11 protein-coding genes and 1 pseudogene are annotated in these 14,205 nt (G+C 70.5%); 2 read left to right on the plus strand and 10 right to left on the minus strand.

Features of this window, described 5'->3' with window-relative positions; all coding sequences use genetic code 11:
• Positions 1–162 precede the first annotated feature (162 nt).
• Positions 163–1,014 carry a helix-turn-helix domain-containing protein gene (locus tag OG223_RS22245; protein ID WP_329251329.1) on the plus strand — a complete coding sequence of 284 codons (852 nt, stop codon included), beginning with the start codon at positions 163–165 and terminating at the stop codon, positions 1,012–1,014.
• Positions 1,015–1,022: 8 nt separating this feature from the next.
• On the plus strand, positions 1,023–1,238 hold the full coding sequence (locus OG223_RS22250; RefSeq protein ID WP_329251333.1) for a DUF397 domain-containing protein: 216 nt from the start codon (positions 1,023–1,025) through the stop codon (positions 1,236–1,238).
• On the opposite strand, the gene OG223_RS22255 is transcribed toward OG223_RS22250, so the two are convergent.
• The 10 genes and pseudogenes from OG223_RS22255 to OG223_RS22300 all read right to left on the minus strand — a co-directional run bounded on the left by OG223_RS22255 (position 1,229) and on the right by OG223_RS22300 (position 14,100).
• Entirely contained in the window at positions 1,229–1,534 is a 306-nt protein-coding gene (locus OG223_RS22255) for a hypothetical protein (protein WP_329251336.1), read from the minus strand. The genes OG223_RS22250 and OG223_RS22255 overlap by 10 nt on opposite strands.
• A gap of 47 nt (positions 1,535–1,581) precedes the next feature.
• Positions 1,582–2,274 (minus strand): helix-turn-helix transcriptional regulator, encoded by a 693-nt coding sequence (locus OG223_RS22260; protein ID WP_329251339.1) that lies wholly within the window; start codon positions 2,272–2,274, stop codon positions 1,582–1,584.
• Positions 2,275–2,485: 211 nt separating this feature from the next.
• On the minus strand, positions 2,486–4,294 hold the full coding sequence (locus OG223_RS22265; protein WP_329251342.1) for an outer membrane protein assembly factor BamB family protein: 1,809 nt from the start codon (positions 4,292–4,294) through the stop codon (positions 2,486–2,488).
• Between the two features lie 43 nt (positions 4,295–4,337).
• Entirely contained in the window at positions 4,338–6,026 is a 1,689-nt protein-coding gene (locus OG223_RS22270; RefSeq protein ID WP_329251344.1) for an outer membrane protein assembly factor BamB family protein, read from the minus strand.
• A gap of 201 nt (positions 6,027–6,227) precedes the next feature.
• Positions 6,228–8,030 carry an ABC-F family ATP-binding cassette domain-containing protein gene (locus tag OG223_RS22275; protein ID WP_329251346.1) on the minus strand — a complete coding sequence of 601 codons (1,803 nt, stop codon included), beginning with the start codon at positions 8,028–8,030 and terminating at the stop codon, positions 6,228–6,230.
• Positions 8,031–8,101: 71 nt separating this feature from the next.
• Positions 8,102–8,660: pseudogene (locus OG223_RS22280) on the minus strand (alpha/beta fold hydrolase).
• A 47-nt stretch (positions 8,661–8,707) separates the two neighbouring features.
• Positions 8,708–10,330 carry an alpha/beta fold hydrolase gene (locus OG223_RS22285; RefSeq protein ID WP_329251348.1) on the minus strand — a complete coding sequence of 541 codons (1,623 nt, stop codon included), beginning with the start codon at positions 10,328–10,330 and terminating at the stop codon, positions 8,708–8,710.
• An 80-nt stretch (positions 10,331–10,410) separates the two neighbouring features.
• On the minus strand, positions 10,411–10,884 hold the full coding sequence (locus OG223_RS22290) for a hypothetical protein (protein ID WP_329251351.1): 474 nt from the start codon (positions 10,882–10,884) through the stop codon (positions 10,411–10,413).
• 131 nt (positions 10,885–11,015) lie between these two features.
• Positions 11,016–11,960 (minus strand): peptidoglycan recognition protein family protein, encoded by a 945-nt coding sequence (locus tag OG223_RS22295; protein WP_329265419.1) that lies wholly within the window; start codon positions 11,958–11,960, stop codon positions 11,016–11,018.
• A gap of 142 nt (positions 11,961–12,102) precedes the next feature.
• A complete protein-coding gene (locus tag OG223_RS22300; RefSeq protein WP_329251354.1) occupies positions 12,103–14,100 on the minus strand; it encodes a sensor histidine kinase in 1,998 nt (665 codons plus the stop codon).
• Positions 14,101–14,205: the final 105 nt, after the last annotated feature.

Raw genomic sequence — 14,205 nt, forward strand, 5'->3', positions numbered from 1 at the left:
ATGGCAGGACGGGGTGGTGCGCTTCCGGGATCCCGGGGTTCCGCACGGTGTGCGTCGCATCACCGACAGTAGGGTCACAATTTGGGACCACGCAAGCTGTTCCCGTAATCTGCCCCTCGAACGAGTTGCCCTCGCGGGGCAGTCAGGCACGAGGAGGAAGTCGTGGCGCGCAGGAAAGAACCCACCGCACGCCAGGAACGCCTAGGCGCGGAACTGCGGAAACTCCGCGAGGCCGCAGGGCTCAAGGGGCGCGAAGCCGCCGCGCTGCTCGGGACGGACTCGGCCCAGATGAGTCAGATCGAGTTCGGCACGGCGGGCGTGAGCGAGGAGCGCCTACGGCGACTTGCCGCCCAATACGCCTGCAGGGACACCGAGTTGATCGAAGCGCTGGTAGCCATGGCGACCGATCGGACACTCGGATGGTGGGAGGAGTACCGAGGTTTGCTGCCCACGTCATTCCTCGATCTCGCCGAGTTGGAGCACCACGCCACCTACCGACTCGACGTGGAGTTTCTGCACATCCCCGGGCTTTTCCAGACAGAGGACTACGCCCGCGCCGTCTTCTCGTACCGAGTCCCCGAACTCCCTGATGAGGACCTCGAACTGCGCGTACGCCACCGCATGGACCGCAAGGTGATCGTCGAAGGCAGCGCTCCCATCCCGTACGAAGCGGTGATCCACGAAGCGGCACTCCGCATCAAGGTCGGGGGCCGCACCTGCTCGCGAGCTCAGCTCACCCGCATCCTCGAACTGTCCGAAGCGGAACACATCGTTGTACGCGTCATCCCCTTCGCTCTGGACGACTTCGCCGGTGCCACCAACGCCATGATGTACGCGGGTGGCACCGTGCCAAAGCTGGACACCGCAGTACGCGACGCACCTCACGGCGCCGCCTTCATCGACTCCGAAGCCCAACTCGGCGCGTTTCGAACGCTGTTCCGTAAAGTGAAGGCTGTGTCACTCGACCCCAGGCAGTCGCGTGACGTCATTCAGAGGCTGGCGAAGGAACTGTGAGGCGCACCGTGACCATCCCCAACAACTGGCAGAAGTCGTCCTTCTCCGGCAGCGGCGACGGCAACAACTGCGTCGAACTCGCCACCACCCCCACCGCCTTCCACCTCCGCGAAAGCGACACCCCCACCACCGCCCTCACCACCACCCCCACGGCCCTCGCCGCCCTCCTCCACGGCATACGGTCCGGAACACTGACCGCCGACCGTCGCGATCGTCACCGCTGACCCGTTTCCGCGCCGAGGGACTCCAGGAACGGCAGATACGCCGCCTCGACCCGCCGGGCGTCGCGGCGGACGTACGTGCGGACGTCGTTCCGCGGGGTGCCGTCGTAGATGTCGGTGAGGAAAGCCGTCGGCCTGACATCGAGGAAGGCGTTCTTCCAGGGGTAGCGCCTGCGGGCGCCGGGCGGACCGATGACGGCCCAGGCCCAGTGCAGCGCCAGTAGTGCGGTGGCAGGGTCGCTTGGCGATTCGCCCTTGCGGACAGCCCGGACGACAGCCGCGTGTTCGGGCCTGCTCATGGCCTCCCACGCGACGCGGGATTCCTCCCGTGCCCACCGCTGAGCCATTACGCGTCCAGCCCCGCCGAACCGTTCACCGGCCCCGCCCTGTCCAACAACCCCGTCCGCGCCGCCAGCGCCGCCGCCTCCAGCCGCGACCCCACCCCCAGCTTCATCAGCACGCGCTGCACATGCGTGCGGGCCGTCGACGGGGCGATGCCCATTCCGGCCGCGATCAGGCGGGTGTCCTCGCCGTCTGCCACCCGGACCAGGACCTCCACCTCCCTCGGCGTGAGCATCTGCAGCAACCGCTGGCCCTCGTCGTCGGGTTGGGCCGCCGGGTTGAGGAGTTCGCTGAAGGCTCCTTGGAGCAGTTGTGGGGCTACGGCTGCCTCGCCCGCCCTCGCCTTCATGATGGCGCGCTCCACGCCCTCGATGCGCTCGTCGTGGCGTACGTAGCCCGAGGCGCCGGCCGCGAAGGCCGCCGCGATGCCTCGGGGGCTGGGGACGGGGCCCAGGACCAGGACCGCGACCTGGGGACGCTCTCGTTTGATCTTCACCACCGGGTCGAAGATGCCCGGCTCGGCCGGTGTCGCCGTGCCCAGCAGGCACACCTCGGGTGCGCGGGTGATCACCAACTCCGCCGCGCCCGCCGCCGGCGCCGCCGCCGCGAGCACCCGGTGTCCCCGCAGCTTCAGCGCCGAGGCCAGTGCCTCGGCGAGCAACCGGTGGTCGTCGACCACCATCAGCCGCACTCCCATCGAGCAACCCCCCAGTCCCCCCAATGGATGCCCACTATGGATGCCCACCGGTCCCCAAGAACAGAGGGCCCCCAGCACCCCCGCTCTTCATGCCCCCGGAAGCTACACGCTTGTTCGACGTTGCGCTGCCCCTACTGGAGAGAAGTGCCCCGGATCAGCGGATTTTTTCGTATTCCTGGTATTGGGGGGTATTGGGGGCGGTGCGGGAGGGTCAGCCGCTTGTACCGAAGGCGATCGCCAGGTCCTTGTCCTCCGTCGAGGACGACGACGGCTTGCTCGCGTAGACCGCCGACATGTACAGGTGCCCCTCCGCGTAGAGGATCTCCGCGTAGTCCGGCAGGAAGCTGGTCTCCGCCCCCCGTACCGTCTCCGTGCTCGGGTTCTCCAGCAGCTCGGTCTCCTTGAAGGAGTCGCCGTCGATGCTGACGATCTGGCCGCCCTTGTCGTACGGCGGGGACTTGTAGGCGATGACGTTGGCGCCGTCCATCCGCAGCGGGGTGATCGTGTAGCCGTCGCCGGCGTCGGCGCGCTGGCCGGTCTGCTTGCCGGTTGCGAGGTCGAAGGCGACGATCTCGTTGGTCCGGCTGTAGGAGTCGCCGGAGCCGTCGTGTTCCTCGGTCGGCACGTACAACCGGTCGTTGCCTACGGCCAGTTCGGTGCAGGCCTCGACGCGGGTGATGCCGTCGCAGCGGGCCGCGTACTGCTTGCCCGGCGCCAAGATGTGGGAGCGCAGCGCACCGGTCTTGTTGTCGATGGAGAAGAAATCGGAGATGCCGCTGCCGTCGCCCGCGCTGTCGCCGACGTCGGCCGCGACGACCAGCGGGTCGGTCGACACGATGCTCGCGTACTCGATGCCCTGGGCCATCTTGTAGTCCGAGATCACTTTCCCGGAGACCGGGTCGATGGTCTGGATGTGCAGCACGCGCGCGTCGTACGTACCGCACTTGCGCACCGCGACCAGCTTGGCGCCGCCGCCATAACCGGCGTCGTAGCAGTCGGCGACCTTCGGGCTCCACAGGACCTTGCCGGTGGCGATGTCGAAGGCGGCTCCGCCGTCGGTGCTGCCCACGGCGACCGTGTTCGCGCCGACGGTGACGTTCTCGAAACTGATCGGCTGGTCACCGGAGTTGGCGGTCTTCGTCCACAGCTTGGTGCCCGTGTTGAGGTCGAGCGCCGCGATCTGGCTGCAGCCGTGCGAGGGCTTGTCCTTGGTCGGCATGGCGGGCTCGTAGAGGATGGCCGTCTTGTCGTCTGTGGTGGTGTGCTTGGTGGCCTGGCAGACCGGGCCCGGGAGCTTGATCGTCCACAGCTTCGCGCCCGTGTCTCGGTCGTAGCCGTTGACCTCGGCGCTGCCGCTCTTGGCGTACACCTTGTCGGTGAGCCAGGAACCGGACGTCACCATGGTGTCGCTGACCTTGGGCATCGGGACCTGGAAGAGGACCTTGGAGGCGGTGTCGGCGGGGACCTTCTCCTTGCCGCCGGACGTCGTGCCGCCCGTACCGCCCTTGTTGTCCGAAGGGGTGGGGTCGGCGCTGTTCTTCTTGTCGTCGTCCTTGCCCGACTGGGATGACGAGTACCAGATGCCGCCGCCGACGATCAGCGCGATCGCCACGACCGCCGCCGTGATGATCACCGCGGACGCCCCGAACTTCCGCCCGCCGCCGCCCGGTTGGCCCGGCTGCGGGTGCAGCGGCATGGTCGGCTGACCGGGGTGGCCCTGCGGATGGCCCTGCCCCGGGTAGCCGTAACCCGGCTGCTGGCCATAGGGGTTGGGCTGCTGGGCGTACGGGTTGGGCTGCTGGCCGGGGTAGCCGTAGCCCGGCTGCTGGGGCGGGGGCGGTGCCTGCGGGTAGCCGTAGACCGGCGGGGGCGGCTGCTGCGGAGGCTGGTCCTGGGGCTGGTTCTGGGGCTGGTTCTGGGGCTGGTTCTGGGGCTGGTTCTGGGGCTGGTTCTGGGGCGGGCCGAAGCCGCCGCCCTGTTGCGGGGGCTGGTTCGGCGGGGGCGGGGGCGGCTGGGTCATGACGAGTACCTCGGGGACGGGTCGACGGAAGCGCAGGAAGGGGTCACTTGCCGTAGGCGAGCATCAACTTCTCCTTCGTGTCGTCATTGCCGTTCAGCCGGGTCGAGGAGATGTAGAAGCGGCCGTCGACGTAGTCGATGTCCCGGGAGTAGAAGCTCGACTCGATCTGTGCCGTGCCCGCCGGCATCTGGAGCAGCTTCGTCGTGGTGTGCGCGGAGCCGGTCGTCGGGACGGACACGATCTGGCCGCCCGCGGCGTAGGAGGCCTCGACGTAGGCGGTGAGCTGTCCGCCCTCGGCCTTGACCGGCACCATCGACACGGCCGCGGGCGACTTGACGCGCCACTTCTCCTTGCCGGTGGCGAGGTCGATCGCGACGATCTGGTTGGCGCCGGTCGTCGCCTCCGTCGGCAGGTACAGGGTGCTCGCGTCGGCCGCGACGCCCTGGCAGCCCTGGAGGTCGTCGAGGATCGACAGACCGCAGGAGGGTGCGAAGGCGGCCTTGGAGTCGACCTGCGAGCGGACCGAACCGTCGCTCTTCAGCGTCGAGATGTTCCAGTGCTTGTGGTCCGAGTCGGTCATGTAGAGGACGACCGGGTCCACGGAGTAGACGTGGTCCACCGTCCAGCCCTTGGGGATCGCCTTGGTCCACTTGGCCGCGCCGGTCGCCGGGTCCAGCTCCTGCACCTCGTCGTGCTCGGTCGAGGAGCCCGCCCCGCAGGACGCGACGGAGATCAGCCGGGTGCCGCCCGCGAACGCGCCCGGGAAGCAGGCCGCGCCGTACTTCTTCTTCTCGTAGAGCTTCTTGCCGGTGCCGATGTCGTAGGCGATCCCGGACTCCGAGCGCCCGACCATCAGCGTCTTTCCGGTGACGGTCAGCCCGATGCTGAGCGCGCTGTCGAAGAGGTCGCCGTCCGGGACGGTCGCCGTCCAGCCCTTCGCCCCGGTGTTCAGGTCGAGCTGCTGGAGGTGATTGCACTTGGCGTTGTCGCTGACCCCGCTCTCGTACGCCACCACGATCTTGTCGTCGGCCGACTTCTGCGGGGTGACCGCGCAGATCTTCTGCGGGAAGGTGATCGTGGGCCAGGTCGGGCTGCCGTTGCCCACGTTGTAGGCGACGACTTCCTTGTACGCCGCCTTCACCGCCGACTTGCCGGTGATCCACATGCCGGGGGCGTCGGCGCCGGAACCGGGCGCGTCCGGCGCCTCCTTGTACCAGAGCACCTTCGCCTCGCCGGACTTACGGCCCTCGTTGAGGTTCTCGGGGTCCTTGCCGCCGTCGCCGCTGCCGTCACCCGGGTTGGCGGGGTCGTCGCTGCCGGTGGGCTTCGGGCTGTCGCTCTGCTCCGCCACCGGCTTCTTGTCGTCGCCGCCGCTCGTGACCGCCCACACCGTGCCGCCGACGACCAGGAGACCCGCGACGGCGGCCGCGATCACGAGGGCGGGCCTGCCCTTGAAGGGGCCTTTGCCGGAGGGCGGCTGCGGGGTGAACTGCGGTGGCGGGGGCGGCGGGTAGCCGTAGCCGCCGTAGGGGGGCTGCTGCCCGTAGGGACCGGGCTGCTGCGGATAGCCGTAGGGGCCGGGCTGTTGGCCGTACGGACCCGGCTGCTGCGGGTAGCCGTATCCCGGCTGCGGTGGAACGGGAGCCCCGAAGCCGCCCGCCGGTGGCTGAGGCGGTTGGTTCGGCGGCGCTCCGTAACCGCCGGACGGCGGCTGGTCGGGCGGCTGAGTCATCAGCGGCTCCCCCTCGTTCACTGATTTTTAGCCACGCCCCGGGCTTCGCGACGGCCCCGGAGACGTCTTCAGTCGGTTCTCGATCGGTTCTCGGTCGGCCCTTTCTATCACCCGGCTGTCCACGCACAACGGGCCGGTTCTCCCCTGTTCCCAAGGGAGGACCGGCCCGTGATACCGCCGTTATGCGCCTTCACGCACCCTTCACGCGTCCTCGGCGAGTTCCAGCCATCGCAGCTCCAGCTCGTCGCGCTCGCCGCTCAAGTCCCGCAACTGGGCGTCCAGTTCGGCGACTTTCGCGAAGTCCGTGGCGTTGTCGGCGATCTGGGCGTGCAGCTTGGCCTCCTTCTCGGAGACCTTGTCCAACTGCCGCTCGATCTTCTGGAGTTCCTTCTTCGCGGCCCGCTGGTCGGCGGCGCTCACGGCGGGCGCGGCCTTCTCCACGACGGGGACGGCGGCCGCGGCCACTTCCTCCATACGGTGGCGCCGCTCCAGGTACTCGTCGATACCGCGCGGCAGCATCCGCAGCGTCGCGTCGCCGAGGAGGGCGTACACCTTGTCGGTGGTGCGCTCGACGAAGAACCGGTCGTGGGAGATCACGATCATCGACCCTGGCCAGCCGTCGAGGACGTCCTCCAACTGCGTCAGCGTCTCGATGTCGAGGTCGTTGGTGGGCTCGTCGAGGAAGAGGACGTTCGGCTCGTCCATGAGGAGCCGGAGGAGTTGGAGCCTGCGCCGCTCACCGCCGGACAGGTCACCGACCGGCGTCCACTGCTTCTCCTTGTTGAACCCGAACGTCTCGCACAACTGCCCGGCGGTCATCTCCCGCCCCTTGCCGAGATCGACCCGCTCGCGCACCTGCTGCACGGCCTCCAACACCCGCAGCGTGGGCTTGAGTTCGGCCACCTCCTGCGAGAGGTAGGCGAGCTTCACCGTCTTTCCCACGACGACCTTGCCGGCCGCGGGCTGTGTCTCGCCGTCGCTGCGGGCGGCCTCGGTCATGGCGCGCAGCAGGGAGGTCTTGCCGGCGCCGTTGACGCCGACCAGGCCGATACGGTCGCCGGGGCCGAGGTGCCAGGTGATGTGCTTCAGCAGCACCTTGGGGCCTGCCTGGACGGTCACGTCCTCCAGGTCGAAGACGGTCCGGCCCAGGCGCGAGGAGGCGAACTTCATCAGCTCGCTGCTGTCGCGCGGCGGCGGCACGTCCGCGATCAGTTCGTTGGCGGCCTCGACGCGGAAGCGCGGCTTCGACGTACGGGCGGGGGCGCCCCGGCGCAGCCAGGCCAGCTCCTTGCGGACCAGGTTCTGCCGCTTGGTCTCCTCGGTGGCGGCGATGCGCTCGCGCTCGGCGCGGGCGAAGACGTAGTCGGTGTAGCCGCCCTCGTACTCGTAGACGTCGCCCTTCTGCACGTCCCACATCCGGGTGCAGACCTGGTCCAGGAACCAGCGGTCGTGGGTCACGCAGACGAGCGCGGAGCGGCGCTCGCGCAGGTGCTGGGCGAGCCAGGCGATGCCCTCGACGTCGAGGTGGTTCGTCGGCTCGTCGAGGACGACCAGGTCCTGGTCCTCGATGAGCAGCTTGGCGAGCGCGATACGGCGCCGCTCGCCGCCGGAGAGCGGGCCGATCACGGTGTCCAGGCCCTGCGGGAAGCCCGGCATGTCGAGCCCGCCGAAGAGTCCCGTCAGTACGTCGCGGATCTTGGCGTTGCCCGCCCACTCGTGGTCTTCCATGTCCCGGATGACCTCGTGGCGGACGGTCGCCTCCGGGTCGAGGGAGTCGTGCTGGGTGAGGACGCCGAGGCGGAGTCCGCCGGAGTGGGTGACGCGGCCGGTGTCGGACTCCTCCAGCTTGGCGAGCATCCGGATCAGGGTGGTCTTGCCGTCTCCGTTGCGGCCCACGACCCCGATCCGGTCCCCTTCGGAGACACCGAGCGAGACACCGTCGAGCAGGGCACGGGTGCCGTACACCTTGCTGACGTTCTCGACATTGACCAGGTTGACGGCCATTTCTCTCCTGACAGGGGGGACGGTCAGCCTCCCAGAGTAATGCGCGGCGGGAAGCTGACGATCCGCGCAGGTCAGTGGGGTGCCGCGAGCAGTTCCCGCAGAAGTCCGACGACGAGATCGGGCTGTCCTACGAACGGGGAGTGGCCCGTCCGCCATTCGCGCACGTCGGTGCGGCGCGCAGACGACGTAGGTGGAGGGAGTGTGTTTCCAGTGGTGGCACTCCGGGACGCCTCGCCCGCAACCGGGGGCCTGCGCACGCAGCAGGCCGACCGCCCAGACGGCGAGAGGTTCGGGACAGTCGTGGTAGAGGGTGTCGGCGGCCCGGTCGGGGTGCAGGCTGGTCGAGCCGTCGGGCCCGGGGTCGATCGCGTCCTGGAGCTGCCGGGACGCGCCGCCCAGACCGGCCGCGCTCTCGCCGGCGTCCGGCACGAAGGCCGCCGGATGGACCAGGTGTCCCGCCCCGCACAGCCCGGTGATCACCGACCCGCCGTAGGAGTGACCGAGCACGATCGCGGGCTCCGACAGCGAGTCGACGACGACCTCAATTCCCGCGCTCCGCAAGCGTTCCGCCACCAGGGCGAAGTGTTCGGGACGGTGATACAGGCCATGAACGAGCACCACGGCGGCCAATGCGTACGTCTCCTCGCGTCGGTGTCGGGCGAGTGGTCCGGGGCCGGTCAGCCGTATCGCCGCAGCAGTCCGTCCACGTACGCCTCCAGCCGCTCCGCCAACACCTCGGACGTGAGATCGTCCCGCCCCAGCTCACGCCACGGCCCGGCCAGTTTCACCGCGTCGGGGCAGTAGTGCAGGGCGTCGATCAGCCGCCAGTACAAGTGGTCGGGGGCGTCGGCGAGTTGGCGGCCGCCGTGTGCCTCGTACCGCTCGCGGAAGTCCAGCCCGTGCTCCGGGCCGTGCAGCAGGGCGAGCGCGGTCGAGCAGTGCGCCACGTCCAGGTCGGCAGGTCCCCACGAGGTCTCGACCCAGTCCACGACACCGCTGATCCGCAGCCCGCGCCCGGCTCCCGTGAAGAGCACGTTCCCGGGGTGGAAGTCGCGGTGCAGGAAGCAGCCTTCGTACGGCGGCGGGTCGCGGCGGATCACGTCGACGGCCCGCTCCCACAGGGGGCCGCGCGGGGTGCGGACGCGCTCCGGCGATGTCCACGCCTGGTACGTGCGCGGTCTCTCGTCCGGTACGACGCCGTGGACGCGGACGAGTTGGGCCGCGAGCAGGTCCAGGCGCCGGTCGAGGTCGTCCTCGTCCACGCGGACGCGGCCGGGCAGCGCGGACATCAACAGGGTCGGGTGGTCGCAGTGTTCGGCCGTGGCGTCCACGGCGACGAGATCAGGCGCCGGGATGCCCGCCCGTCCGGCGAGCAGCGCCAGGACGGACGCCTCGCGGGCCAGCAGCCCGGGCCCGTGGTGGCGGAAGAACGGCTTGACGAAGGTCCGTTGGACCAGGTCCGTGCCGTCGTCGAGGGTGAGCCGGCGCATCTGGGAGCTCCAACCACCGTACAGAAGACGCGCGTCGGTGACCGACCGGTCGTCGCCGAGCTGCTTGGCCACCCACGCACGCGTGGCCGTCCAGCCACGGTCGTCGAGGCCGGTCAGCACCGACTCGACGAACTCCCGCCGGTCATCGCCGTGATCGCGGAACCACATGCCCAACTGGTGCCGCGCGTCCGGAAGTTCGAACCGCGCGTACTGGGCGCGCGCTGCCAGCGCGTCCTGTACGGCCTCGGTCACCGCGGGCGGGATCACCGCGTCGGTGCCCGGCACGGCGAGCACCGCCCGGCCCTCGTGGGCCCGCAGCACCTGAAGCGCGGGGGCCTCCCGCCAGCTTTCCGGCTGCCGGATGATGCCGCTGAACCGGCCGTTCCCGTCCCCGAAGGGCACGTCCCACGCCTCGGCGGCGTACACGGCGGGCGCGCACAGCCCCAGTGCCGCCACCCGGTCCCCGTAGTGCCGGACGAGATCGGCCACCGTCTGGCCGCTCATGCTGAACCCGACCAGGACCAGCGGCCCGTCCGTCCCCGCGTATGCGTCGATCACCGCGACGGCCTGCTCGAACCGCCTCCGCAGGCTCAACTCACCGAGCTTTCCGCTGCTTTGGCCGTGCCCGGAGAAGTCGAAGGCGATCCCTCGGCAGCCGTGGGCCACGAACTCCCCTACCAGCGGGAGCAGTCGCTCCGTGCTGCCGGTGCCCGCGCCGTGCAGCACCACGGCGGTGGCCCCGGACGGATCACCGCCGTACACGCCGCCGAGCCGTTCGCCGTCGTGGTCGAGCGTGAAGTCGAAGAGCATGCCCTCTATTCACTCACGCCGTGGCCTCCGTCCTGCGGGAGTGTCACCGCCGGTTTCCGACCCTGGTCGTCATCCGCCTGTCAGCGGGTGGCGCCCGCCGGCCAGAGCACCCGCACGGGGACGCCGGTCCGCTCGGCGTGGTCGACGGCGTCCGCTGTTCCGCCGAACCCCCGTGCCGGTCTGCCGTCCCACACGGCCAGTAGCTCGTCCACCAGGCCGACAAGGATTTCGTTGCCCGCCTGGTAGGCCTCGGAGGTCGACTCCGCCATGCCGGTCCCGTGCACGTCGGCCGCCTGCCGGACGAGCTTGTCGTACGTGGCGTGATGCCAGTCGGGGAGGCTCGCCCGGTACTCGGTGGCGGGTACGACGACTTCGAGGCGCCCGCCGTGCGCGAGGGCCGTTTCCGCGAACCATGAGTCGGGGCCGTCGGCGATGCACGAGACGGCGACGAGTTCCGAGGCGTCGTAGCCGCGTACCGCCTCGGAGAGCAGCTCCCGGACCCGTTCCTCGACCGCCTGGCCGAGCCCGCGATGTCCCGTGATCCCCACCCGCACGCTGTGCCTCCTGAAGTCGGCGAGCCCGGGCCGCAGCCAACGGCCCGGCGCACAGCAGCAGTCTCGCTCGCGGGTCAGCGGGCCGCTGCCGACCTGACCTCGGCCAGCAGGTCGTACATCGTCTGGCCCGGTCAGTCCGTCTGGAGCCAGTCCCGGTGGCCGCTGATCGTCTCGTTGTCCTTCTTCACGCCGTTGACCGGGTTGGTGTAGGTGATCTCGGCCTGGGGGTCGAGGCCCTTGAAGCGGGTGATGACCTTGATCAGCCGGATCAACGACGCCTTCGCCGCGTCCGTCGGGGGCTGGGACACCAGGGTGCCGATCAGGGCGATGCCGAGGTTGCCGGAGTTGAAGCCCGCCGTGTGGAAGGCGGTGACCAGGTCGCCGTCGGGGTCGAAGGCCGGGACGAGGTCGTCGCCGGAGTAGCGGCCCTCGTAGACGACGCCCGCCTCGTCGACGAGGAAGTGGTAGCCGATGTCGCCCCAGTCGAGGGTGACCGCGTGGTACTCGTAGATCCCTCGGACGGTCGCGGCCGGGTCCGGGTCGGCGTTCGGGGTGTCCGTGTGGTGGACCGTGATCGACTGCAACGGGTAGTACGCCTCGGGGGAGTTGACCTTGCCGTCCTTGTACCGCTTCGACTCGTCGGCGCCCCAGGCCGGGCGCGAGAGGTAGCGGACGCCACGGACGCGGGTCGCCTCGGACGGCACGTGGAAGGTGCGGTCGGGGCCTCGGGTGCAGTCGATCGCGACCGTGCGGACGTCGCTCGCGCCTGCCGGTGCCTTCACCTCGTAGGCGGTGGCCTCGTCGGCCGCGACCAGGGCCGTACCGCCGCCGTCGACGGTCGCGCAGCCGGTGCCGGTCCGCTGCCAGGCGCCGTCCGCGAGGCGGATGCCGGCGCCGTCGGGGTCGCCGGTCCAGCGCAGGCCGACGTAGGACGCGGCGAAGGCCGTGGTGGCCGGCGCGGTGCCGGTGGCGGTGGCGGTGCGGGTGGCCGGGAAGGTCTCCGGCTTCGTGCCCGAGGGAGCCGCGTCGCCGCTCGTGTCGGGGGTGGAGCCGGAGTCGGTGGCCGCGAAGACCACCGGGGTCAGGGCGGCCCCGGCGGCGACGGCCCCGATCGCGCCGCGACGCGAGAGGGACCGCTTCCTGCGGTGGGACGGGCTGGGGGATGACGGGGCGGGGGACGACTGTGTGGGGGTGTCGGACACGGAACCGAGCGTGGCCTCAGGCGCCGGCCCCGCGCAGCCGCTGCTGCGGGACCAGGGCCGACGCGGGCGCCAACCCCCGTCCGCCGGGCGCCTGTTGCTGATCACCGACCGGCATGTCGTCGCGCATCAGGCCCTCGGGGATGAGGACGGCGGCGGTGACCCCGCCGCTCTGCGAGTGCCGTATCTCCACGCGCAGGCCCTGGCGTTCGCGCAGTCGGTTGACCACGAAGAGGCCGATCTGCTTGGCGTCGAGGAGGTCGACCTTCTCGGACTGGATCTTGCGGTTGGCGTCGGCCATCGCATCGTCCTTCATGCCGAAGCCGCTGTCCTCGATCTCGATGAGGACGCCCTCGCGCAGCCGGGCCGCGCGCACCTGCACCTGGGTGCTGGGCGGTGAGAACGCCGTGGCGTTCTCGACGAGTTCGGCGAGCAGATGGATCACGTCGGCCACGGAACCGCCGGTCAGCGACACCTTCGGTACGGCCCAGAGCTGCACCCGGGCCGAGTTCTCGATCTCGGCGACGGCCGCGCGCAGGATGTCGGACAGCGGGATCGGGTCCCGCCAGCCGCGGCCGGGCGCGATGCCGGACAGGATCAGCAGGCTCTCGGAGTGCCGGCGCATACGGGTGGCCAGGTAGTCGACGCGGTACAGCTCGTGGAGTTCGGCCGGGTCGCGCTGCCTGCGCACCATCGCGTCGAGCAGGTCGAGTTGGCGGTGGAGGAGGACCTGGCTGCGGCGGGCGAGGCTGACGTAGACGCCGGAGATCCCGCTGAGGAGTTCGGCGCGTTCGGAGGCGGCCCTGAGGGCGGCGCGCTGGACGGCGGTCAACGCGGTGCCGACCTGGGCGAGTTCGTCACCGGCGAGGCGGCGCATGGGGGCCTCGGCGTCGATGTCGACGCCCTGGCCGGCGTGCAGTCTGCGCATGGCCCGCGGGAGGCTGCGGCCGGCCACTTCGAGGGCGGAGTTGCGCAGGTCGAGGAGTTCGACGATGAGGCCGCGGCCGACTAGCACGGAGACGAGCAGCGACAGCAGCACGCCGACGAGGCCGAGCACGACGGCGATCCCGGAGGCGCCGAGCGTGTCCCAGCCGAACGGGTCGGCCGCGGCCGTCGCGCCCGTACCGGCCCTGGTCTCGGCCGCGTCGAGCCCGGTGAGCACTCCGCCCGCGGTGGAGTCCCAGCCGCGCAGGAAGCTCGCGGACGCGGCGGAGGCACCCGGGCCCGCGCTGCGTACCCGGTTCTCGATCGCCTGGAGTTGGCTGTAGCCGGTGCCGTCGAGGAGCGTGCGGTACGCCTTCCGGTGCTCGGTCTTGAGGTCGGCGACCGCGGGTTCGAGCAGTTCGCGCTGGGTGGCCACGGCGCCGACGAACAGCGCGTACTGCTCCTTGGTCAGCTCACCGCCGGTGCGGGCGGCGCCGAGCAGCGCCTGTTCCTGGGCAACTGCCTCGCGGGCCCGGGACAGTTCGAGCACCACGCGGGCGTCGGAGGCGTCGGCGGCGGTCTCGTCGCGGGTGAGCGCGCCGGTGACGGCGAAGCCGTGCTCGACGATCGCCGAGTAACTGCCGTACGTGTCCGTCGACTTGGCGTCCTTGGCGGCGGCCGTCGCGCGCAGCGCCGCGAGGCCGGTGGCGTCGGCCTCCAGCTTGTCGATACGGCCCGGCAGCGAGGAGTCGATGAGCGCCGCGTCCGAACTGGAGTCGTCGACGCCGTCGCGCAGCGCGGAGGCGGCCGTGTCGGTGACCTTCGCGGCGGCGGTGAAGGCGCCCGGGGCGTCCGCGTACCGCAGGGCGGCGGTCCGCTCGCCCTGCACCGCGGTGACGAACTCGGCGACGGGGGTGAGGAGTTCGGAGTTGACGTCCTTGGCGGTCTCGGTGTCGGCGATGCTCGACGCGGTCGTCACCGCGGCGAAGCCCCACAGGGCCATCAGGGACACGATGGGCAGCATCAACAGGGCGACGATCTTCGCCCGGACCGATCGGGGGCGCAGTCGCGCCGGCGTGCGAAGGACACGCATGGGGAACCTCGTTCAGGGAAGTGCGGGGTGGTTCGTACGACGGCCGCGGCGACCGGGGGAATCGGGGCCGCGCCGTGCGGGGAGAGCCGAAGTGGCTCAGACCGT

Source organism: Streptomyces sp. NBC_01478 (genome assembly GCF_036227225.1).
Taxonomy (GTDB): Bacteria; Actinomycetota; Actinomycetes; order Streptomycetales; family Streptomycetaceae; genus Streptomyces.

Excerpts from the sequence above, each read along its gene's own strand:
- OG223_RS22255 (WP_329251336.1), bottom strand. The coding sequence starts at position 1,534 with ATGAGCAGGCCCGAACACGCGGCTGTCGTCCGGGCTGTCCGCAAGGGC.
- OG223_RS22260 (WP_329251339.1), bottom strand. The coding sequence starts at position 2,274 with ATGGGAGTGCGGCTGATGGTGGTCGACGACCACCGGTTGCTCGCCGAG.
- OG223_RS22265 (WP_329251342.1), bottom strand. The coding sequence starts at position 4,294 with ATGACCCAGCCGCCCCCGCCCCCGCCGAACCAGCCCCCGCAACAGGGC.
- OG223_RS22270 (WP_329251344.1), bottom strand. The coding sequence starts at position 6,026 with ATGACTCAGCCGCCCGACCAGCCGCCGTCCGGCGGTTACGGAGCGCCG.
- OG223_RS22275 (WP_329251346.1), bottom strand. The coding sequence starts at position 8,030 with ATGGCCGTCAACCTGGTCAATGTCGAGAACGTCAGCAAGGTGTACGGC.
- OG223_RS22285 (WP_329251348.1), bottom strand. The coding sequence starts at position 10,330 with ATGCTCTTCGACTTCACGCTCGACCACGACGGCGAACGGCTCGGCGGC.
- OG223_RS22300 (WP_329251354.1), bottom strand. The coding sequence starts at position 14,100 with ATGCGTGTCCTTCGCACGCCGGCGCGACTGCGCCCCCGATCGGTCCGG.